The organism is Streptomyces sp. NPDC048172 (genome assembly GCF_043202595.1).
Classification (GTDB): domain Bacteria; phylum Actinomycetota; class Actinomycetes; order Streptomycetales; family Streptomycetaceae; genus Streptomyces.
This window is the reverse complement of record NZ_JBIDAT010000002.1, coordinates 1011076-1031721: the sequence shown is the minus strand read 5'-3', so window position 1 is coordinate 1031721 and position 20646 is coordinate 1011076. Positions and strand designations below refer to the sequence as shown.

Genomic DNA, 20646 nt, shown 5'->3' with positions numbered 1-20646 from the left:
CCATGGGCCTGATGAGCAAGTGGACCGACGGCGAGCGCGAGGCGCCCGAACCGCTGGAGGGCAACGTCGTCGCGACGACCGTCGCCGGGACGGTGGTCTGGCTGGTCCTCTTCCTCGCCCAGCTCCCCTTCTACGGCTGGTTCGACGAGCGCGGGCACACGTGGTGGGTCTGGACGTGCGCCGCGGGCACGGGCCTCGGCGTGATCGGCATCTGGTACGTCCGGAAGCGGGACGCCGCGATTCGCCGGGCCGCCGCCGCTCGGCCCGAGGCCTGACACCCGGTAACCCGACACAAGAGGGTGCCCCCTCAGGGGCGCGGACCTGTCCTCGATATGCGGCTCCAAGACTTCGGGGCTCGCCCCTTCTCCCTAAGGGGCGCGGGGCTGTGTTCGTTTTGCGGCTCCGCCGCGTGGGCGCGCCCGGTCACGACACCTCGGGGCTTGCCCCTTTGCCCTCCAGGGGCGCGGGGAACTGCGCGACAAGCCACGACGCACCCGCAGCCCGCGAACCACAGCCCGGGGCAACCCGAACCCGGCCCTGTACGCGGGGGCACCCGGCGTGGGGGGGGCTGCGCTTGCCAACCCTGCGCCTTGCGCAGACTTCCCAAGCGCTGCAGGGAGAGGCAGGGGCGCGGGGAACTGCGCGGCCAGCCACTACGCAGCCGCAGCCCGCGAAGCACAGGACGGGGCACCCCGAGCCCGGCCCTCGGGCGAGGGGCCCCGGCGAAGAGGTTGGTGTGACCGGAGTTCGTCCCTGATCGGGAGAAACCCGGACGGGCCACGTACGGTCAAGGCATGACGCACCGCATCCCGGAGAGGCCCGCGCCCGACGAGGCTCTCGGCACGAGTCCGGCACGTCTCACCGGGCTGACCCGTCAAGAGGTCGCGGAAAGGGTGGGGCGGGGCGAGGTCAACGACATCCCCGTCCGCAGCAGCCGCTCCACCGCGGACATCGTCCGCGCCAACGTCTTCACCCGCTTCAACGCGATCATCGGCATCCTCTTCCTGATCATCCTCGTGGTGGGACCGATCCAGGACGGCCTCTTCGGCTTCGTGATCGTCGCGAACACCGGGATCGGCATCATCCAGGAGCTGCGGGCCAAGAAGACGCTCGACAATCTGGCCGTCATCGGGGAGTCCAGACCCACCGTCCGCCGCGACGGCGCCTCCGCCGAGATCCCGACCGGCGAGATCGTGCTCGGGGACCTGGTGGAGCTGGCGCCCGGGGACAAGTGCGTGGTCGACGGCGAGGTGGCCGAGGCCGACAGCCTGGAGGTCGACGAGTCGCTGCTGACCGGCGAGGCCGACCCCGTCGTCAAGCGGCCCGGGGACAAGATCATGTCGGGCAGCTTCGTGGTCGCGGGCAGCGGTGCGTTCACCGCGACCAAGGTCGGCCGCGAGGCCTACGCGGCGCAGCTCGCCGAGGAGGCGTCCCGCTTCACGCTCGTACACTCCGAGCTGCGCAGCGGCATCAGCCAGATCCTGAAGTACATCACCTGGATGATGGTCCCGGCCGCGATCGGCCTGATCGTCAGCCAGCTCGTCGTCGAGGACCACGGCGTGGACGAGGCCATCCGCCGCATGGTCGGCGGCATCGTGCCGATGGTGCCCGAGGGCCTGGTGCTGCTGACGTCCGTCGCCTTCGCGATCGGCGTCATCCGGCTGGGCCGCAAGCAGTGCCTCGTGCAGGAGCTGCCCGCGATCGAGGGCCTGGCCCGGGTGGACGTCGTCTGCCTGGACAAGACCGGGACGCTGACCGAGGGCGGCATGGACGTCCGCGAGGTACGGCCGCTCGGGGGCGCCGACTCCGCGACCGTGGGGCGGGTCCTCACCGCGCTCGGGGCCTCCGAGGCGCACCCCAACGCGAGCCTCCAGGCGATCATCGAGGCGTATCCGGCGGGCGAGGGCGTCTGGGAGTGCACCGGGACGCTGCCCTTCTCCTCCGCGCGGAAGTACAGCGGAGCCTCGTTCACCGAGACCGACGGGACGGCCAGTTCCTGGCTGATGGGCGCGCCCGACGTGCTGCTCGCCAAGGACGACCCGGCTCTCGGCGACATCGACCGGCTCGACCGCGAGGGGCTGCGGGTGCTGCTGCTCGCGCAGGCCGCGCACCCGCTCGACGCGCCGCACGTCGCCGAGGGCGCCGTGCCCACGGCCCTCGTCGTCCTCGAACAGCGGCTGCGCCCCGACGCCGCGGCCACCCTTGAGTACTTCGCCGAGCAGGACGTGCAGACCAAGGTCATCTCCGGTGACAACGCGGTCTCCGTCGGCGCCGTCGCGGGCAAGCTCGAACTGCCGGGCGCCGAGGCCCCGGTGGACGCGCGCAAGCTGCCCGAGGACCAGGCGGAGATGGGCCGCAAGGTCGAGGACGGCGCCGTCTTCGGCCGCGTCACCCCGCAGCAGAAGCGGGACATGGTCGCCGCGCTCCAGGCGCGCGGCCACAACGTCGCGATGACGGGCGACGGCGTCAACGACGTCCTCGCCCTCAAGGACGCCGACATCGGCGTCTCCATGGGCTCGGGCTCCGAGGCCACCAAGGCCGTCGCCCAGATCGTCCTGCTCAACAACAGCTTCGCGACGCTGCCCTCGGTCGTCGGCGAGGGCCGCCGCGTCATCGGCAACATCGAGCGCGTAGCGAACCTCTTCCTCACCAAGACCGTCTACTCGGTGCTGCTGGCGCTCCTGGTGATCTGCTGGCAGATCCCGTACCCGTTCCTGCCGCGCCACCTCACGCTGCTCTCGACGCTGACGATCGGCGTCCCCGCCTTCTTCCTCGCCCTCGCGCCCAACAAGGAGCGCGCCAGGCCCCACTTCGTACGGCGCGTGATGCGGTACGCGATCCCGTCCGGCGTCATCGCCGGGATCGCCACCTTCACCACGTACCTGCTCGCCCGGCACCACTACACGGGCGAGAACGCGCTCGACGCCGAGACCAGCGCGGCCACGCTCACCCTCTTCCTCATCGCCATGTGGGTGCTGGCCATCGTCGCCCGCCCCTACACCTGGTGGCGCGTCGGCCTGGTCCTGACGATGGGCGCGGGCTTCCTCATCGTGCTGGTCACGCCCTGGCTCCAGGACTTCTTCGCCCTGAAGCTCGTCGGGACGACGATGCCGTGGGGCGCGGTCGGGGTCGCGGCGGTCGCGGCCGTACTGCTGGAGATCGCCTGGCGCTGGGTGGCCCGCAAGTTCCCCGCATAGCGGACAGTCTTCGACACGGAGGAGCGTCATGCCGCTCACAGGCGAGTACGAGCCGAGCACCGCGCAGGTGGTGCGCGACCACGTGGAGCTGTACGAGGGCTCCGGTGGCACGGAGGGGACGACGATGCTTCCGCTCGTCGGCCCGGAGGACACCCGGCGGCGGGACCTGCCCGTCGTCGTCCTGACCACCGTGGGCGCGCGGAGCGGGAAGCTCCGCAAGTCCCCGCTGATGCGGGTGGAGCACGAGGGGGCGTACGCCGTGATCGCCTCCAACGGCGGCACGCCGCAGCACCCCGTCTGGTACCACAACGTGGTGGCCGACCCCCGGGTGGAGCTCCAGGACGGCCCGGTGCGCCAGGACATGCGGGCCCGCGAGGTGACCGGGGCCGAGAAGACCGAGTGGTGGGCACGGGCCGTCGAGGCGTACCCGGACTTCGCCGACTACCAGCAGAAGACGACCCGCGAGATCCCCCTCTTCGTCCTCGAACCGGTGCCCGGGGGCCACTGAGCAGGGGCTGCCCCGCCTGTCCGCCGCAGGCTGCGGGGGGGGGGGGGGGGCGCCCCCCCCCCCCCGCCCCCCCCCCGCCCGCGGGGGGGGGGGCAACGCCGCGACAAGCCACGACGCAGTCGCGGCCTGCAACGCCACCGCACGGGGCAGCCCCTGCCCAGCCCCGAGACGAGGGCAACCACGATCCGCCGGACCGGCTAACCCGCCTCCCCGTCCCGGGGGTTCTGGCCCGGGCCCGGGTTGCCGAGGTGCAGTGGGCCGTGGACGTCGCGTGCCTGGAGGACGACGCCCTGGTTCCCGCCGGAGATCGTGTTGTGCACGTCGCCCGTGCCCGTGCGCGCCGTCTCGGCCTGCTGGCGCCAGCTGGCGAGCTCCCGCGCGAAGTCGGCGTCGGCACGTGCGCGCATGGCGAGGGCGAAGGCCAGCGCCTGGGCCCGGTCCTGGTCTGCGGGGGACCGGGCCAGGTCGTCCCATTCCGGCTCGCCGGTGGGCGCCGGATCGCTCTCCCCACGCTGGAACGGACGCCGCACCAGCGCGCCGAGCGAGGTCCAGGCCGCCTGCCCGGCCCCGCCCGCGGCGCCTCCCGCCAGTGCCAGCAGAAGAGAGATCGACAGTGGCTCCACGGAGCGCCCCCTGAGTCAAGTCATGTTCGCGTCCCGCCGGTTGAGGACCCGCGGGCTTCCCCCGAACGATACGGCGGGGCGCCCGTGTCGTCTGCCAGGAGGCGGGCGATGCCCTCCGGGCTGAAGATGTCGCGGGCTGCGAGGGCCACGCCGCCCGCGAGGCCGGGGGCGGAGTCCGGTTCGGTGGTGGTGATGGTCAGGCGGCGCGTGGCCAGCGGCAGGGCGCGCTGGTAGACGACGGCGCGGACGCCGGAGAGCAGTTCGTCGCGCTGCTCGCTCATCGGGCCGCCGAGCACCAGCGTGCGCGGGTTGTACATGTGGACGAGCATCGCGACGACCTCGCCGATCTCGGTCGCGGCCTGCCGGATGCGGTAGAGGGCCTCGGGGTCGCCGTGCGCGACGGCCTCGGACAGCAACCGCGGGCCCTCCTCGCCCGTGAAGCCGAGGTCGCGCAGGACGGCGCTGTGCGAGGCGATGGCCTCCACGCAGCCGGTCTTGCCGCAGCGGCACAGCACCTCGCTGTCGCCCGAGGCCCGCAGATGGCCGATGTCGCCCGCCGCTCCGTCGGCGCCGCGGTGGACGGAGCCGTCCGCCGTGATGATCCCGGCGCCGATGCCCGCGCCGATCTTCAGCGCGAGGAGCGGCGCGTCGACGTCGTCGCGGGCGGCCTCGCCCAGCGCCATGAGGTTGACGTCGTTGTCCACCACGACGGGCGCGGCGAACTGCTCGCGCAGGTGGGCGCCGACGGGGTAGGCGTCCCAGCCGGGCATGATCGGCGGGCGTACGGCGCAGCCGTGCTGGAAGTCGACGGGGCCCGGCAGGCCGACGACGAGTTCGCGCACCGGTGCGCCGTCCCGGCCGTGCGCGCCGAGGAGTTCGCGGATCCGGGAGGTGACGGCGCCGAGCACCGCCTCGGGCCCGTCCTCGACGGGGACGGGGACGACGGAGCGCGCGACGACCGTGCGGGAGAGGTCGGCGAGGGCGACCGTCGTCGCGTTCACGTCGACGTCCGCGACGGCGATGGTGCCCGCGTACGGGCTGATCGTCAGCACCTTCGGGGGACGGCCGCGCACCGAGGAGCCCGCCTCGGTCTCGGCGAAGATCCCGCGCCGCAGCAGATCGTCGACCTGCTGCCCGACGGTGGAGCGCGCCAGCGAGGTGCGGCGGGCGATCTCCGCGCGGCTCGTGGCCTCTCCGGAGGCCACCGCGCCAAGTATCCGGCGCAGGGCGACAGTTGCAAAGTTTCCGCCTGAATCAGTCGCCATGATGCCGCTCCCCGCCCCTTAAATCTTCGAATTTATGCACTCCGAAAAACTAAATTCGGCCTCTTGTGCGTGTCAATGGACTGAAACAAGCTGGCGGCCGAACGTCAGCAACACAGGAGGTCCGCACATGAGCCGCGCGAGCAGCGGAGCGGCCGTAGTCGGCGCCGGGATGATCGCCCGCGTCCATGTCCGAGCGATACGCGCCGCGGGGGCGGAGGTGCGCGGGGTCGTCGCCTCGTCGCCGGAGCGCGGCACGCGGACGGCGAAGGAGTGGGGCCTCCCCCACGGATACCCGGACCTCGCGGCGGCGCTCGCCGACGACACGGTCGGCGTCGTCCACGTCTGCACCCCCAACGCGCTGCACGCCGCGCAGGCCGAGGCCGCGCTGCGCGCCGGGAAGCACGTCGTCTGCGAGAAGCCGCTGGCCACCTCGGCCGCCGACGCCGCGCGCCTCGCGGCCGTCGCCGAGGAGACGGGCCGCGTCCTCGCCGTCCCGTTCGTCTACCGCTACCACCCGCTCGTACGCGAGATCCGGGCGCGGGCGCAGGCGGGCGAGTTCGGGGCCTGGCAGCTCCTGCACGGCAGTTACCTCCAGGACTGGATGCTCGACCCGGGCGCGGGCTCCTGGCGCACGGACCCCGGACTGGGCGGTCCCTCGCGGGCGTTCGCCGACATCGGCTCCCACTGGTGCGACCTGGTCGAGTGGGTCGCCGGGGTCCGCTTCGAGGAGGTCTCCGCGCGGCTCGCCACCACCGTCGAGGGGCGCGCCCCCGGCACCGAGGACACCGCGGCGGTCCTGCTGCGCACGGACGAGGGGCTGCTCGGCACGCTCACCGTCTCCCAGGTCTCCGCGGGCCGTAAGAACCGCCTCTGGTTCGAACTGGACGGGGCCCGGGGCAGCGCCGTCTTCGACCAGGAGCAGCCCGAGACCGTCTGGCTCGGCACCGAGGAGGGCGCCCGCGTCCTCGCCCGCGACCCCGACCGGGGCAGCCCCGAGCAGCGCCGCCTCTCCACGCTGCCCGCGGGCCATCCGCAGGGCTACGCCGACTGCTTCCGCGCCTTCGTCGCCGACGCGTACGCGGCCATGGCGGGCGAGAAGCCCGAGGGGCTGCCCGAGGCGGAGGACGGGGCGCGCTCGGCGCGGCTGGTCGAGGCCGTCCTCGACTCCGCGCGCTCGCTCGCATGGACCCGTATCAGAAGGGACGACTCCGCATGAAGCTCGGAATGCTGACCGCCTGCCTGCCGCAGCTCCCGCTGGAGCAGATCGCCGACCATGCCGCGTCCGCGGGGTACGAGGCGCTGGAGGTGGCCTGCTGGCCGGGGACCGGCGGGCGCGACTTCGAGGCCGCGCACCTGCCCGTCGCCTCCTTCGGACAGCGCGAGGCCGACGCGACCCGCGCCCTCTTCGACCGGCACGGCCTGGAGCTGTCGGCGCTCGCGTACTACGAGAACAACCTGCACCCCGACCCCGCGCGCCGCGAGGAGATCCGCACCCATCTGCGGCACACGATCGACGCGGCGACGGCCCTGGAGGTGCCGTACGTCGGTACGTTCGTCGGCCGGGACTGGAACCGGTCGGTGGCCGAGAACCTCGCCGAGGCCGAGCGGATCCTCCCGCCGCTGGTCGAGTACGCGGGCGAGCGCGGCGTGAAGCTCCTCATCGAGAACTGCGTGATGGAGGGCTGGCACCCCGACGGCTACCCCGGCAACCTCGCCTACTCGCCGGAGCTGTGGGAGTGGATGTTCTCCCTCGGCCTCTACCTCAACTGGGACCCCTCGCACCTCACCTGGATCGGCATCGACCCGGTGGAGACGATCGCCCCGTACATCGACCGGATCCCGCACGCGCAGGCCAAGGACGTCGAGCTGCGGCCCCGGGACCGGCAGCGCTACGGCCACTTCGGGCCCGCGACAGGCCGCGAGGCGAACCCCTGGGACATGGGCTGGTGGCGCTACCGCGTGCCCGGCCTGGGCCAGGTCGACTGGCCGCGCGTCGTCGACCGGCTCTACGAGGCGGGCTTCACCGGCACGCTCTCCGTCGAGCACGAGGACCCCGTCTGGGGCGGCGACGAGACCCGCGTCAAGCAGGGCCTCGACATCGCCCACCGCACCCTGCGCCCGCTCATCGTCGGCTGACCCCTCACCACTTGGAGCACCACGTGACCTTCTCCCCCTCCGCACCCGCCCGGGTCGGCATCGTCGGCACCGGCAACATCTTCGACCGGTACGTGAAGGGCATGGCGCGCTTCCCGCGCCTCAGCCTCACCGGCTGTGCCGACCTCGACCACGCCCGCGCCGTCAAGGCGGCGGCCGAGCACGGCATCGCGGCGTACGACTCCGTCGAGGCGCTGCTCGCCGACCCGGACGTCGACATCGTCGTCAACATCACGCCGCCCGTCGCGCACGCCGCCGTCACCACCCAGGCGATACGGGCGGGCAAGCACGTCTACGTCGAGAAGCCCGTCGCCGCCACCGTCGCCGAGGCGGAGCCGCTCACGGCCCTCGCCCAGGAGCGGGGCGTGCGCTACGGCTCGGCGCCCGACACGTTCCTCGGCAGCGCCGCGCAGACGGCGCGCGCGGCGCTGGACGACGGCGCCATCGGCACGCCCGTCGGCGCCACCGCGTTCGTCACCCACAGCAGGGCCGAGACCTGGCACCCGGACCCGACGTTCCTCTTCGCGCCCGGCGGCGGCCCCGGGCTCGACCTCGGCCCGTACTACCTCACCCACCTGGTGAACCTCCTCGGCCCGATCGCCACCGTCTCCGGGCTCAGCCGGATCGGCGCGCCCGTGCGCACGGTGACCAGCCCCGGCCGCACCGTCGAGAGCATCGAGGTCACCACGCCGACCCACGCCGCGGCCGTCCTCGGCTTCACCTCCGGCGTCATCGGCTCGCTCCAGATGAGCTTCGACGTCTGGAACCACCACCTGCCGTTCATCGAGGTCTACGGCACCGAGGGCACCCTCAGCCTCCCCGACCCCAACGGCTTCGACGGCGACGTCCGCGTCCGCCGCAACCTCGACGCGGAGTGGACGACGCTGCCGCCCGTCCTCCCGCCGTCCGGGCCGCTCGACATGGAGGTCCAGATGCTGCGCGGCAGCGGCGTCGACGACCTCGCGGGCGCCGTGGACGGGGCCCCGCACCGCGCCTCGGCCGCACTCGCCTTCCACGTCCTCGAAGCGCTCGAAGCCGTCGAGAGGTCCAGCACCACGCGCCAGGTCGTCGAGCTGTCCTCGACGGTCGGGCGTCCGGCACCCATGCACAGCGAAGGAGCAACCGCATGACCGCGCACGCACCCGTGAAGTTCGGCGTCGACCTGATCACCTTCTACAGCCCCTCGTTCTGGGACCTGCCCGACGAGAACGCCATCCAGGAGCTCTCCGACCGCGACCCCGAGGCGATCTGGCGGAAGATCCTCGACGCGGCGGGCGAGGCCGGGATCACCAGCCTGGAGGTCACCTTCGGCCCGGCGGACACCGACAGCATCCGGCGCGCGTTCGGCGGCCCGAAGGAGTTCAGGAAGGAACTCGAAGGCCGCGGCATGGAGCTGAAGAGCGCCTTCTACCTGGAGGGGAGCTGGGAGCCGGACGCCGACCGCGGGGCGATAGCCGACAGCGCGGCGGCGTACGCCCGGTTCATCAGGGAGGCGGGCGGCGACGTGCTGGTGGCCGCGCCGCCGATGCGTACGACGTGGAACGCGGAGCCCCCGGTCTTCGCCGACTTCGACTTCATGAAGAACGTCGCCGACATCGCCCACGTCGTCGGCCACGCCAGCCTCCAGGAGGGCGTGACGACCGCGCTGCACACCGAGGCCCACTCGACGTTCTGCACGGCGCGCGACGTGGACCTGCTGATGTCCCTCACCGACCCGCTCTTCGTCAGCCTCTGTCCCGACACCGGGCATCTGGCCCTCTCCGGCGGCGAGCCCTCCCACATCGTCTCCCGGCACCGCGAGCGCGTCGTCATCTCGCACTGGAAGGACGCCACGGGCCCGGCGCCGCTGCGCGTCCCGATCGACGAGTCGATCCACGAGGAGCACCGGGAGTACTTCCGCCGCGTGGGCGCCGGTTCCGTGGACTGGTTCTCCTGGGGCCGGCTGATGCGCGAGATCGGCTTCACCGACCTGGCGCTCCTGGAACTGGACGCGGTCGCCGACCCGGTCGCGGAGATCACGGCGGCGCGCGAGTTCATCGAGCGTTCGCTCACGACGGTCTTCCCGTAAGGCACGACCATGACTGACAGTGTCGTCAGCTCCCCGGAGCAATCCGGGGAGGTCCCGCCGCTCCCCGCGCAGGGCCGCGCGAGCGCCTCGTTCATCGCCCTGTTCATCCTGGCGCTCTTCGGGAGCTACGTCGCGATCATCACGCCGTCCGTCGTCTCCCTGGCCCTCAAGATCCAGCAGATCGACCCCGACGGCAAGGTCGGCTCGCTCTCCCTGGTGCTCAGCGTCGGCGCGCTGTGCGCCGTGATCGCCAACCCTCTCTTCGGCAAGCTCAGCGACCGTACGACCTCCCGGTTCGGGATGCGCCGCCCCTGGATGCTCGCGGGGCTGGTCGGCGGCGGCGCGGGCCTCGCGCTCGTCGCCGGGGCCACCACCACCGGGATGGTCCTGGTCGGCTGGTGCGTGGCGCAGACCTTCTTCAACGCGCTGCTGGCGCCGCTCGTCGCGATCCTGCCCGACCAGATCCCCCCGCGCCAACGCGGCGTCGTGGGCGGCCTGATGGGCATCTGCTACCCCGTCGGGCTGATCCTCGGCACCTGGATCGCGCAGCGAATGGCCACCTCGGCGCCCCGGGCGATGATCCTCGCCCCGATGGCCGTGGCCGCCGTCACCGTGCTGCTGCTGTGCGTGAAGCTGAAGGACCGCAGGCTGGAGAAGGCCGACCAGGAGCCGTGGAACCTCCGCGAGTTCCTGCGCACCTTCTGGTTCAACCCGCGCAGGAACCCCGACTTCGGCTGGGCGGTCCTCAGCATCCTGCTCGTCTCGACCGCGATCATGACGTTCGTGACCTACCAGGTCTACTACCTCTCCGACTATCTCCACATCGACGAGGACCGGCTCCCGTCGCTGACGTTCGTCCTCACCCTCGTCGTCAACGGCACGAGCGCGGCCACCGCCGTCGTCTCGGGCTGGCTCGCCGACCGCTTCCACCGGCGGAAGTTCTACATGGTGTGCGCGGGGCTGCTCGCCGTCGCCGGGTTCGCCGTCCTGATCGGGACGCGCTCGCTGCCCGGCATGTTCACCGGGGCCACCATCCTCGGCCTCGGCATGGGCTTCTTCTACAGCGGGCACTACACCCTCCCCGCCTCCGTGCTGCCCAGCGAGCAGGACGCCGCGAAGGACATGGGCGTCGTCAACATCGCCGTCACGCTGCCCAGTTCGCTCGTCCCGGTCTACGCGCCGACGCTGCTGGACCTCGGCGGGGACGGGAGCAACTACCCCGCGGTGTTCGTCTCCGGCATCGTGCTCGCACTGCTGGGTATTCCGGCCGTCCGCCGCATCCGAGGCGTGAGCTGACGAATCCGGACAAGAATCCGGGATGTCAATTCGGCGCCACCGCACGGGACCTGGGATCAGTTCAACTGAACCAGCGGAAAGTTTACGCGTGTTGAAATCGCGAAACACAGCGGGAAGAATCGCGTCGCGTTCCCACGCATGGCCGCACGCCGCCATGCGTCAGTACGCGAAGGAGAATTCAGATGCCCCCCAGGTCCCGTATGGTGGTCGCCGTCGGCGCGGCGTTGGCCACCGTGTCCCTGATCAGCGGCTGCGGCCCGGAAGAGGGAAGCGGTGCGGGCGGGGAGGGCGGCTCCTCCGGCTCCACGGCGGCGAAGGCGAAATTGCTGCACCAGGTCCCCATGCCGAAGGTCTCCGAGATGGCCGATGCACAGGGCATGTGGACGACGAAAAGGAATTTCGTGAAGGTCGGCCTCAAGCGGATAACCGGATATCCGCTGAACGGCGGCACGGCCCGCTGGCAGATACCCCTCGACGGTGAGGTCTGCTGGTCGTCCCCCGAACCCACGAAGGACGGCCTCGTCGCCGTCCTCTTCGAGAACGACAAGGCGGACTACGCCGACTGCACGGAGGTCGGCCTGGTCGACCTGAACTCGGGCAAGCTCCGCTGGAAGAAGCGGGCCATGGACGACGGCGACCCCATATCGCTCGACGAGGTGACCATCGGCGGCGGCACCGTCGCCGCGGGCGGCACCGGCGGCACCGCGGGCTGGTCGACGGGCGGCCGGGGGCTGTGGAAGTCGGACAACATGGACGGCAAGTGCCCGGCCGACGCGTACGCGGGCGAGGGCGAGAAGCTGATCGCCGTCCGCGACTGCGGCACCGTGAAGAACCCGAAGCTGCGCGTCGAGACGGTCGACCCGCGGACGCGGAAGCCCAAGTCGGCCTTCACCCTCCCCGCCGGTACGGAGAACGTCCACGTGGCCTCGACCGACCCGCTGGTCCTCGCCGTGGACGACGGCAAGGCCAAGGGCGGCAGCGGCGTCTCCGAGTTCCTCACCGTCGACGACAGCGTGCGCCGCGGCCAGCTCCTCTCCCGCATCCCGATGGGCGGGGGCAAGTACGGCGAGTACGACGCCGACTGCCCTGCGACCGAGGTCACCGACTGCCAGCAGGTCGTGGTCAGCAAGGAGGCCGACGCCCTCTACCTGGGCACCCAGGACTCGGCGAAGGGCAACGCGAACAACGACGTCGTCGCGCTCAGCCTCAAGACCGGCAAGCGCGTCGCCAGGATCCCGGGCGACACCGGCAGGTTCATCCCCATCGGCCTCACCCCGGGCGGGGAGGTGCTGGCCTACCAGCAGGCCGGCTACACCAGCGGCGGCGCGGTCTGGAAGATCTCCCCCAACACCCGCAAGAAGACGAAGATCCTCCAGAACCCCACCTCCTCGCGGAAGATCGAGAGCGCCCTGGAGATCGGCGATGGCCGGATCCGCTACGCGGGCAAGCGGCTCTACATCGGGAACGACGACGTCACCGAGCCCTCCGGCAGCAGCGCCGAGAAGGACCCCCTCGCCGCCGTCTTCGGCCCGAAGTGACGAAGTGACCCCGGGGCGGCCCCCACGGCCGCCTCCTGAAACCCCGGTGCCGGGGTCACCCTGGCAGGGCCCCGGCACCGGTCACCGCTCGTCCAGGTCCGCTCAGTCGAACCAGCGCGCCCGCGCCAGCTCCTCCGTCCGCGTCGGGTCCTCCAGCAGCGCCGCCACCTCGAAGCGGCGGCTCCACGCGCCCGCCGCCCAGGCCAGCCCCGCCGCGACGCCCTCCAGCGTCGCCGCGTGCAGCGTGCCGTCGAACGTCAGCCGCCAGTCGGCGCCCTCCCCGTCCACGAACAGCTCGTCGTGCTCGCGGTACGTCTCGGGGGCGCCCGGCAGCAGCACCCGTACGGCGTCCGGGACGGCCCGCTCCACGCCCTCCCCGGCGACCGCGCCGGGCACCGCCTCGCTCAGCCTCCGCACCTCCAGCAGCGCCGCCAGCTCACCGGCCAGCTCCGGCCGTACGGGCAGCAGCGCGCGGTCCCCGGCCAGCTCCAGCAGGTCCGGCGCGTCGGCGATCAGCACCTCGCCCGCGTCGGTCACCACCACGTCCTCGTCCCGTACGGCGCGCAGCTCGTCCGGCAGCGTCACCTCGGCCGGGTCGAGGCCCGCGTCGGCGAGGAGCGAGTACAGGCCGTGCAGCTGGGCCGCGCCGACGGGCAGTTCGGGGTCGGCCAGCCGCGTCAGCAGCTCGGCCGCGCCGCCCGGCTCCTCCAGCAGCGCCGCGGCCGACGTACGGACGCCGAGCGCGCGGAGCACCTGCGTGTCCCGCACCTCGCCGGGGTCGGCCTCCTCGTACAGCCCGCGCAGCAGCGGGTCGCCGCCCGCCGCGCGCAGCCCGGCCGGGCGCCTGCCGTCCAGCACGGGGTGGCCGCGCAGCCACCAGGCGGTGTACGGCCGTACGGTCTCGGTCCCGCCGCCCGGCATCCGTACCCGTACGGGCGCGGTGAGCGCGTCGCGCAGCGGGGGCCGGGAGAGCATCGCGAGGGCCTCGGGCCAGCAGTCGTCGTCCACGAGGTCCAGGTCCCGTACGGCGACGATCTCGGTCGCCACGGGCGGCACCGGCGCCTCGGAGTCGCCGAGCCGGTCGAGGACGTCCTCGCACCACACGTCGACGGCGTCGAGGAGGCCCACGTCGTCGGGCTCGGGGAAGTCGCTGTCGCGCGGCTCCAGTTCGTCGGGGTCGAGGACGACGTCGGTGGTGCGGACCAGCGCGAAGCCCGCCTGCACGCCGACGGCGGTCAGCGGCTGCTCGCCCCAGCGTTCGGCCAGCTCCTCGTCGCAGGCGGCCAGCTCGCCCTCGCGCAGCACGCGGGCGAAGGGGCTGCCGGGGTAGACGAGTTCGGCGGCGGGCGCGGGCTCGCCGTCCTCGTCGGGGAGCGCGAGGGCGCCCAGCCACGGCTCGTCGCCGGGCCCGAGCCCCGCGTCCCGGACGAGCCCGAGCACGGTGTCGGCCAGCTCGTCGGGGTCGATGTCCGGCTCGTCGTCCTCCAGCGAGGCGGCGACGGCGGCGCGCACCTGCGGCGTCGTGAGCACGGCGCGCGGCGTGGCCGTGGTCGCGCCCAGCTTCTCCAGCAGCGGGTGCACGGCGTCCTGGTGCGCGACCTTCAGCCCGAAGCGGGCGAGCTGCTCGGCGGGGACGGCGCCGTCCGGCTGCGGCAGCAGCACGTGCCGGGGCCCCACGGCCGTACGGGCACCGTCCGCGAGCGGCACGGGCAGGCCGGTGAGCCGGTCGGGGTCGGTCCCGGCCAGCGAGTCGTAGAGCCGGTACCACCAGCCGGGGGCGCGTTCGACGCCCGCGAGCCGGTCGACGGCCTCGCCCAGCGGCACCCGGGCGACCTCCAGGACCCGCAGCTCGGTGCGGCGTTCGAGCCCGGCGGGCAGCAGGTTGGGGAAGATCTCGGCGAGCACGGCGACCGTCGCGGCGCTCGCGCCCTCCACCAGCTCGGCGTCCCTGGGCCGCAGCGCGTACGGCTCGTCGGCGGCCCCTTCGCCTTCCTCGGGGCGTGCGGCGCCCGCCAGGAACGGGACGCGCGGCAGCCGTTCGAGGACCAGCGCGCGCAGCTCCCCGTCCAGCTCGCCCAGCCCGAGCGGCCCGGGGACCAGGCTCAGGGTGCCGGTGGCGACGGGGTGCCAGTCGCGCAGCAGCGCGGCGTACGCGTCGGCGGCGCGCTCCAGCAGGAAGCGCGTCAGCGGCCCGGGCGCGACATGGCGGCGGGTCGGCTCCAGCGGGAACGTCGCGAGCAGCAGCGCGGGGAAGCCCAGCGGCTCGTCGGTCGGCGTCGGCGCGTGGACGAAGGCGGCGGTGCGCGGCCGGACCGGCGCCCCCTCCGTATCGACCGGAACGGCCCAGGTCACGGACCACTCGGGCCGTACGCGCTCCTCCACGGGCCGGTCGGCGAGCAGCTCGGGCGCCGCGGCGCCGTGGTCGGCGGAGACCCGCCAGCGCGTGGTCCCCGAGGCCGAGTCCTCGACCCGGACGTACGGCCCGTCCTCGTGCCGCGTCAGCGTGCGGACGCCGTCGCCGTCGCCGGTCTCCACGACGACCTCGGCGAGCCCGGGGAGCGCGAGCAGCAGCGCGTCGTCCACCGCGGCCAGCAGCTCAGCGGCGAACCGGTGCGCCGCCTGGTCCCGCAGCGGCAGCCGTACGACCGTGTCGTAGCCGTCCGGGACGGGCCCGGCGTCCTCCTCGCCCGCGGGGAACGGCAGCCGCAGCAGCGGCACATGCCCCTCGCGCCGCCCCAGCTCCTCGGCCAGCGCCGGGTGTTCCTCCGCGGTGCGCCGGGTCAGCTCCCGCGCCTCCTCCAGCGACCAGCGCACGCCCTCGCCCGTACGGCCGACGAGCGCGGGCGCGTCCGTCACCGCGAGGACGGCGGAGAAGCCGACGCCGAAGCGGCCGACGGCGCGGCGGTCGGTGTCGTCCCGCTTCGCGGAGGCGCGCAGCGTGGAGAGGGACTCCACCCCGGCCGCGTCCACCGGCCGGCCGGTGTTGGCGGCGGTGAGCGCGGTGCCGGTGAGGGTCAGCCGGAGTCTTCCGGGGACGCCCGCGCGGGCCGCCGCGTCCGAGGCGTTCTGCGCCAGCTCGATGACGAGACGGTCGCGGTAGCCGCCCAGGGCGAGGTCCTGCTCGGCGTTCGCGTCCTCCCGGAAGCGGGCGGCGGACGCCGCCCAGCCTCCCAGCACTCCGTCACGAAGCCGCCCGGTCCCGAAGCTGTCCTTCACGACTCCCCATTCCGTCGACGTCCCGGCCCGTACGGGCCCACCGGAGCATAGGCGCAACGGGGCGTGTACCCGGACGGCGAGGGATCAGCCCCCTCGCGTCAGCCCACCTCGCCGGGGCGGGTGTCCGTGGAGGGGTCGGCGTGCTCGTCGCCCGACGGGCCGAAGTCGGCCCTCGTCTCGTCGAGGACGGGCGGCGGGGGCTGCGGGGGCCGGGGCATGACGGCGGCCTCGGAGTGGCCGCCGCAGCCGTAGGCGAGCGAGACGACGTGCCCGTCCGCCGGGCCGAACTCGTTCGCGCACACCCCGAAGGCCTGGCGCAGCGAGCCCGCCATCGGCACCAGGAAGCCGCAGCTCACGCAATTCGCGGGCGCCGACTGGGCCATGGGGGCCTTCGGCCCGTACTCCTCCTCCCAGCGGTCGGCCGCCGCGTGCAGCCCGAACCGCGACAGGACGCGGGGCCGGGCCATGCCCAGCTCCTCCGCCACGGGCGCGATGCCGCCGCGGACCGGGGGCTCGGCCGGGGTCGCCAGCTCCTCCGGCTCCTCGTCCTCGCCCGAGAAGCCGGGTTCGAGGCGCAGGTCCTCCGCGTCGGTCGGCAGCAGGTCGCCCGGGCCCAGGTCGCCGGGGCGCAGCCGCTCGTTCCACGGCACCCACTCGGGCGCCATCAGCGCCTCGGGCCCCGGCAGCAGCACCGACTCGTCGACGGTGACGTGCTTGGCGCGGGAGGCCCGCGCCACCGTGACGGCCCAGCGCCAGCCCCGGTAGCCGGGCTCGCGGCTCTCGAAATGGTGGGTGACGACACGGTCCCCGTCGGCGACGGCCTCGATCCAGTCGCCCACTGCCTCGGGGCCCGTGACCTCGGTCAGCGCGTCGCGCGCGAGAGCGACGGCCTCGACGCACAGCTTGTCGGGGGCACGTCGGCTCCGGGAGGCGCCGCGGGTGGTCGCTCCCACGTTCCTGGCCCCCGCGTCACTGGCTTCCGCGCCACTGGCCCCCGCGCTACGCGTAGCGCTCCGCGTCGCGGCACTCATGCAGCACTCACAAGAATCGTCTCTCCTACGCCGTTGCGCCGTTGTCGGCGTGCACAGCCCGTACGGCCTCTGAGGAGACGGCGCGTGACCGGCGGGGACGGAGCGGGACCTGTAGGCCGCTGCGACGTCCGCGCCCGCGCTCAAAGGGCCGTGCGGTGCGCACCGTCCACCCACGCTACCCCACAGGTCCCGGGAAGGAATCCGCAGCCAGCCGCAATGACCCGCCGAGACCCTCTTCTCCGGCGGTTCTGCGGCACACTGAACGTCGTGGCTGCGGACATCCCCGGGCGCCGCTCCGGGAAGCCCTCCCGTGCGGCGCGCGCCCTCAGAAGGCCGCCCGCCGCACTGGCGCGCCGCATCCGGCGGGCCACGCACGCGCACGGCGCGGGCGAGTCGGGGCTCGGCAGACTCATAGAGCTGCACGCCGTCAACTCGGCGGGCGACATGCTCATCACCGTGGCACTCGCCTCCACGGTCTTCTTCTCCGTCCCCACGGGGGAAGCGCGTGGCCGTGTCGCGCTGTACCTCCTGGTGACGATGGCGCCCTTCGCGCTCCTCGCCCCGGTGATCGGCCCGCTGCTCGACCGGATCCCGCACGGGCGGCGGGCCGCGATGGCGGGCGCCATGCTGGCCCGCGCGCTGCTCGCTCTGACCATGGCGGGCGCGGTGGCCACGGGCGGCCTGGAGCTGTACCCGGCGGCGCTGGGAGTGCTGGTCTCCTCCAAGGCGTACGGCGTGGTGCGCTCGGCGGTCGTGCCCCGGCTGCTGCCGCCCCGGATCTCCCTGGTCAAGGCCAACTCACGGGTCACCCTCGCCGGGCTCCTCGCCACGGGCGCCGCGGCCCCGGTCGGCGCGGGCCTCAACGCGATCGGGCCCGGCTGGCCGCTCTACGGGGCCTCCGCCGTCTTCGTCACCGGCACCTTCCTCTCGTTCTCCCTCGACCACAAGGTCGACTCGGCGAAGGGCGAGCGCAAGGCGAAGCTCGCCGCCGAGTCGAGGGCGGCCGGCGACAACGACGGGCGGGACGGCAAGGGAGGCACGAGCGGCAGGGACGGCACGCGCGGCAAGGGCGGCACAGGCGGCATGCACGGCACACGCGGCAAGGGCTCCCGGCCCGGCCTGCGGACGGTCGGCACCTCGGTCCTCAGCGCCCTGTTCGCGAACTCCGCGCTGCGCGCCCTCTCCGGCTTCCTCACCTTCTTCCTCGCCTTCCTGCTCCGCGAGCACCCGCTCGGCGGACTCTCCGCCGCCCTCTCCCTCGGCCTGGTCGGCGTCGCCGCCGGTACGGGCAACGCGCTGGGCACGGCCCTCGGCGCCCTCCTCAGGTCCCGCGCGCCCGAGGTGATCATCACCTTCGTGCTGTTCTGCGCCCTGGGCGCGACGATCACCGCCGCGCTGCTCTACGGCACGATCGCCGTGACCGCCGTCGCCGCCACGGCGGGCCTCGTCCAGGCGCTCGGCAAGCTGTCGCTGGACGCGCTGATCCAGCGGGACATGCCGGAGGAGTTCCGCACCTCGGCCTTCGCGCGCTCCGAGACGCTGATGCAGATGTCGTGGGTCGCGGGAGGCGGCATCGCCATGGCCCTGCCACTCGTCGGGCAGCTCGGCATGGCCGTCGCCGCCGCCGTCGTGGCCGCCGGGGTGCTCGCTGCCGTACGGGGGCTGCTCGGCTCGGCGCGCCGCGGCACGCCGCACCCCCGCGTCGCCTGACGCGACCAGCCCGGTAGCCTGCCCGCATGTCGTCACAGTCGCGGCGGACCATCCGCACCGCCACCGTCATCGGGGCCGTCTCGCTCGGCCTCATCGCTCTGTCCGCGTGCGAGAAGCCCACCCCGCGTGCCACCGCCACGGTCGGCAGCACCACGATCTCCACCGAGGCGTCCTGCTACGACGACGGGAAGACGATCCCGCAGGACGAGGTCCGCAAGTGCCTCAGCAAGAAGTCGGAGAAGACGATCTCCGTCGGCACCGGCGAGAAGCTCCGCATCGGCGTCGAGCCCGACATGGCGGAGAACGGCTGGCTCGTCTTCGTCAACGGCCAGCCCGCGCTGCCCGACCCGGTCAAGAAGACCTACTACTCCTTCCCGGGCGAGGCCTTCTTCCAGTCCCAGAGCGCCCAGGGCCAGCCCTCGGCGCCGAAGAAGACGGCGCAGATCAGCATCGTCGAGGCGGACGGCAGCGACTTCAAGGGCGTCTGGCACCTCAAGCTGAAGAACGACAACGGCTGATCCCCTGACGACCGTGCCGGGCACCCTCGTCGTGACCGCCGTCGACGCCGAGCGCGACGCCGTCGCCGCCGCCGACGGGGGTCTCGACGTCCTCGCGGGCGGCGTGGGCCCGGCCGCCGCCGCGGCCTCCACCGCGACCGCGCTGGCCCTGGCCCGGCGCCCGTACGGCCTCGTCGTCTCCGCCGGGATCGGCGGCGGCTTCCACGACGGCACGGCCCTCGTCGTCGCCGAGCGGATCGTCGCCGCCGACCTCGGGGCCGAGACCCCCGACGGCTTCATGCCCGTGACGGAGCTGGGCTTCGGCCGCGACGCGCACACCGCGCCCCCCGCGCTCGTACGGGACGTCGCCCGGGCGACCGGCGCCGTGCCCGGCGACGTCCTCACCGTCTCCACCGTGACCGGCACCGCCGAGCGGGCCGCCGCGCTGAGGGGACGTCACCCCCGCGCTGCGGCCGAGGCCATGGAGGGGTTCGGGGTCGCCGAGGCGGCGGCCGCGCACGGCGTGCCCGTGCTGGAGATCCGCGCCGTCTCCAACCCCGTGGGCCCGCGCGACCGCGCGGCCTGGCGGATCCCGGAGGCGCTGGCGGCGCTCACCGCCGCCTTCTCCGCGCTCGTACAGACAGGAGCAGCACCATGGACGCCATGAGCGACGCCATAGGCATCGCCTACTCCCCCTGCCCCAACGACACGTTCGTCTTCGACGCGTGGGCGCACGGCCGCGTCCCCGGCGCCCCGGAGCTCGACGTCACGTTCGCCGACATCGACGTGACCAACGGGATGGCCGAGCGCGGCGAGGGCGATGTGCTGAAGGTGTCGTACGCCGTTCTCCCCTGGGTGCTGGAGGAGTACGCGCTGCTGCCCTGCGGCGGCGCGCTCGGCCGCGGCTGCGGGCCCCTGGTCCTGACGGCGGAGCCGGGCGGCCCCGCGTCGCTCGCCGGGAAGCGCGTGGCGGTGCCGAGCGAACGCTCCACGGCGTACCTGCTCTTCCGGCTCTGGGCCGCGAGCGAGGTGCCGGGCGGGGTCGGCGAGGTCGTCGTGATGCCCTTCCACGAGATCATGCCCGCGGTGCGCGACGGCAAGATCGACGCCGGTCTCGTCATCCACGAGGCCCGCTTCACGTACCAGGAGTACGGCCTGCACAAGCTGGCCGACATGGGCGAGCACTGGGAGGCCACCACGGGCCTGCCCATCCCCCTCGGCGCGATCATCGCCAAGCGCTCGCTGGGCGAGGAGACCCTGCGGAACCTCGCCGACAGCGCCCGCGCCTCGGTCCGCGCGGCCTGGCGGGACCCGGAGACCGCACGCCCCTACGTCGCGGCCCACGCCCAGGAGATGGACCCCGCGGTCGCCGACCAGCACATCGCGCTCTACGTCAACGAGTTCACGGAGAGCCTCGGCGAAGACGGTTACGGAGCGGTCCGGGCCCTTCTTTCCCGTGCGGCCGAGGAAGGGCTGGTCCCACCTCTTCCGGCTGACGCCCTCGTTTTTCCCTGACAAGGGAGTGCCGCGGACCGCGCGTCGC

17 protein-coding genes are annotated in these 20646 nt (G+C 73.5%); 13 read left to right on the top strand and 4 right to left on the bottom strand.

Annotated elements, in window-relative coordinates; genetic code table 11:
• Window positions 1–11: 11 nt before the first annotated feature.
• The 3 genes from ACGF3A_RS13325 to ACGF3A_RS13315 all read left to right on the top strand — a co-directional run bounded on the left by ACGF3A_RS13325 (window position 12) and on the right by ACGF3A_RS13315 (window position 3705).
• A complete protein-coding gene (locus tag ACGF3A_RS13325; RefSeq protein WP_393729125.1) occupies window positions 12–275 on the top strand; it encodes a DUF2530 domain-containing protein in 264 nt (87 codons plus the stop codon).
• Window positions 276–794: 519 nt separating this feature from the next.
• Window positions 795–3197, top strand: coding sequence for an HAD-IC family P-type ATPase (locus tag ACGF3A_RS13320; protein ID WP_393728958.1), 2403 nt, complete (start codon window positions 795–797; stop codon window positions 3195–3197).
• A gap of 28 nt (window positions 3198–3225) precedes the next feature.
• Entirely contained in the window at window positions 3226–3705 is a 480-nt protein-coding gene (locus tag ACGF3A_RS13315; protein ID WP_393728956.1) for a nitroreductase family deazaflavin-dependent oxidoreductase, read from the top strand.
• A gap of 197 nt (window positions 3706–3902) precedes the next feature.
• Here ACGF3A_RS13315 and ACGF3A_RS13310 read toward each other — a convergent pair whose 3' ends face one another.
• Entirely contained in the window at window positions 3903–4328 is a 426-nt protein-coding gene (locus tag ACGF3A_RS13310) for a hypothetical protein (protein ID WP_393728954.1), read from the bottom strand.
• Between the two features lie 20 nt (window positions 4329–4348).
• Window positions 4349–5593, bottom strand: a complete 1245-nt coding sequence (locus ACGF3A_RS13305; RefSeq protein ID WP_393728952.1) for an ROK family protein — start codon at window positions 5591–5593, stop codon at window positions 4349–4351.
• Window positions 5594–5720: 127 nt separating this feature from the next.
• On the opposite strand from ACGF3A_RS13305, the gene ACGF3A_RS13300 reads away from it, so the two are divergent.
• From ACGF3A_RS13300 to ACGF3A_RS13275, 6 genes are all read left to right on the top strand, one after another.
• Window positions 5721–6809 carry a Gfo/Idh/MocA family protein gene (locus ACGF3A_RS13300; protein ID WP_393728950.1) on the top strand — a complete coding sequence of 363 codons (1089 nt, stop codon included), beginning with the start codon at window positions 5721–5723 and terminating at the stop codon, window positions 6807–6809.
• A complete protein-coding gene (locus tag ACGF3A_RS13295; RefSeq protein ID WP_393728948.1) occupies window positions 6806–7729 on the top strand; it encodes a sugar phosphate isomerase/epimerase family protein in 924 nt (307 codons plus the stop codon). The genes ACGF3A_RS13300 and ACGF3A_RS13295 overlap by 4 nt, the downstream gene beginning before the upstream one ends.
• A gap of 23 nt (window positions 7730–7752) precedes the next feature.
• Window positions 7753–8877 (top strand): Gfo/Idh/MocA family protein, encoded by a 1125-nt coding sequence (locus ACGF3A_RS13290; protein ID WP_393728946.1) that lies wholly within the window; start codon window positions 7753–7755, stop codon window positions 8875–8877.
• Window positions 8874–9815 (top strand): sugar phosphate isomerase/epimerase family protein, encoded by a 942-nt coding sequence (locus ACGF3A_RS13285; protein WP_393728944.1) that lies wholly within the window; start codon window positions 8874–8876, stop codon window positions 9813–9815. Before ACGF3A_RS13290 ends, ACGF3A_RS13285 begins: the two co-directional genes overlap by 4 nt.
• Window positions 9816–9824: 9 nt before the next feature.
• Window positions 9825–11111, top strand: a complete 1287-nt coding sequence (locus ACGF3A_RS13280; RefSeq protein WP_393728942.1) for an MFS transporter — start codon at window positions 9825–9827, stop codon at window positions 11109–11111.
• 182 nt (window positions 11112–11293) lie between these two features.
• The gene (locus ACGF3A_RS13275) at window positions 11294–12649 is read left to right on the top strand and encodes a hypothetical protein (protein ID WP_393728940.1); all 1356 of its coding nucleotides are present in this window, start codon (window positions 11294–11296) and stop codon (window positions 12647–12649) included.
• A gap of 102 nt (window positions 12650–12751) precedes the next feature.
• Here ACGF3A_RS13275 and ACGF3A_RS13270 read toward each other — a convergent pair whose 3' ends face one another.
• Together ACGF3A_RS13270 and ACGF3A_RS13265 are read right to left on the bottom strand one after the other, a co-directional pair.
• Window positions 12752–15865, bottom strand: a complete 3114-nt coding sequence (locus ACGF3A_RS13270; protein ID WP_393728938.1) for a sacsin N-terminal ATP-binding-like domain-containing protein — start codon at window positions 15863–15865, stop codon at window positions 12752–12754.
• Window positions 15866–15963: 98 nt separating this feature from the next.
• Window positions 15964–16896 carry a DUF3027 domain-containing protein gene (locus tag ACGF3A_RS13265; protein ID WP_393728936.1) on the bottom strand — a complete coding sequence of 311 codons (933 nt, stop codon included), beginning with the start codon at window positions 16894–16896 and terminating at the stop codon, window positions 15964–15966.
• Window positions 16897–17163: 267 nt separating this feature from the next.
• On the opposite strand from ACGF3A_RS13265, the gene ACGF3A_RS13260 reads away from it, so the two are divergent.
• Genes ACGF3A_RS13260 through ACGF3A_RS13245 form a run of 4 tightly spaced genes read left to right on the top strand, consistent with a single transcriptional unit; the run spans window position 17164 to window position 20618 of the window.
• The gene (locus ACGF3A_RS13260) at window positions 17164–18606 is read left to right on the top strand and encodes an MFS transporter (RefSeq protein WP_393728934.1); all 1443 of its coding nucleotides are present in this window, start codon (window positions 17164–17166) and stop codon (window positions 18604–18606) included.
• 26 nt (window positions 18607–18632) lie between these two features.
• A complete protein-coding gene (locus ACGF3A_RS13255) occupies window positions 18633–19124 on the top strand; it encodes a DUF2771 domain-containing protein (protein ID WP_393728932.1) in 492 nt (163 codons plus the stop codon).
• Window positions 19125–19137: 13 nt separating this feature from the next.
• Complete coding sequence (locus ACGF3A_RS13250; RefSeq protein WP_393728930.1) at window positions 19138–19770, top strand: futalosine hydrolase; 633 nt, start codon at window positions 19138–19140, stop codon at window positions 19768–19770.
• A complete protein-coding gene (locus ACGF3A_RS13245; RefSeq protein ID WP_393728928.1) occupies window positions 19767–20618 on the top strand; it encodes a 1,4-dihydroxy-6-naphthoate synthase in 852 nt (283 codons plus the stop codon). The genes ACGF3A_RS13250 and ACGF3A_RS13245 overlap by 4 nt, the downstream gene beginning before the upstream one ends.
• The last annotated feature ends 28 nt before the right edge of the window (window positions 20619–20646 follow it).

Coding starts and splice junctions, on each gene's coding strand:
- ACGF3A_RS13325 (WP_393729125.1), top strand. CDS start 12: ATGAGCAAGTGGACCGACGGCGAGCGCGAGGCGCCCGAACCGCTGGAG.
- ACGF3A_RS13320 (WP_393728958.1), top strand. CDS start 795: ATGACGCACCGCATCCCGGAGAGGCCCGCGCCCGACGAGGCTCTCGGC.
- ACGF3A_RS13315 (WP_393728956.1), top strand. CDS start 3,226: ATGCCGCTCACAGGCGAGTACGAGCCGAGCACCGCGCAGGTGGTGCGC.
- ACGF3A_RS13305 (WP_393728952.1), bottom strand. CDS start 5,593: ATGGCGACTGATTCAGGCGGAAACTTTGCAACTGTCGCCCTGCGCCGG.
- ACGF3A_RS13300 (WP_393728950.1), top strand. CDS start 5,721: ATGAGCCGCGCGAGCAGCGGAGCGGCCGTAGTCGGCGCCGGGATGATC.
- ACGF3A_RS13295 (WP_393728948.1), top strand. CDS start 6,806: ATGAAGCTCGGAATGCTGACCGCCTGCCTGCCGCAGCTCCCGCTGGAG.
- ACGF3A_RS13285 (WP_393728944.1), top strand. CDS start 8,874: ATGACCGCGCACGCACCCGTGAAGTTCGGCGTCGACCTGATCACCTTC.
- ACGF3A_RS13280 (WP_393728942.1), top strand. CDS start 9,825: ATGACTGACAGTGTCGTCAGCTCCCCGGAGCAATCCGGGGAGGTCCCG.
- ACGF3A_RS13275 (WP_393728940.1), top strand. CDS start 11,294: ATGCCCCCCAGGTCCCGTATGGTGGTCGCCGTCGGCGCGGCGTTGGCC.
- ACGF3A_RS13265 (WP_393728936.1), bottom strand. CDS start 16,896: ATGAGTGCCGCGACGCGGAGCGCTACGCGTAGCGCGGGGGCCAGTGGC.
- ACGF3A_RS13255 (WP_393728932.1), top strand. CDS start 18,633: ATGTCGTCACAGTCGCGGCGGACCATCCGCACCGCCACCGTCATCGGG.
- ACGF3A_RS13245 (WP_393728928.1), top strand. CDS start 19,767: ATGAGCGACGCCATAGGCATCGCCTACTCCCCCTGCCCCAACGACACG.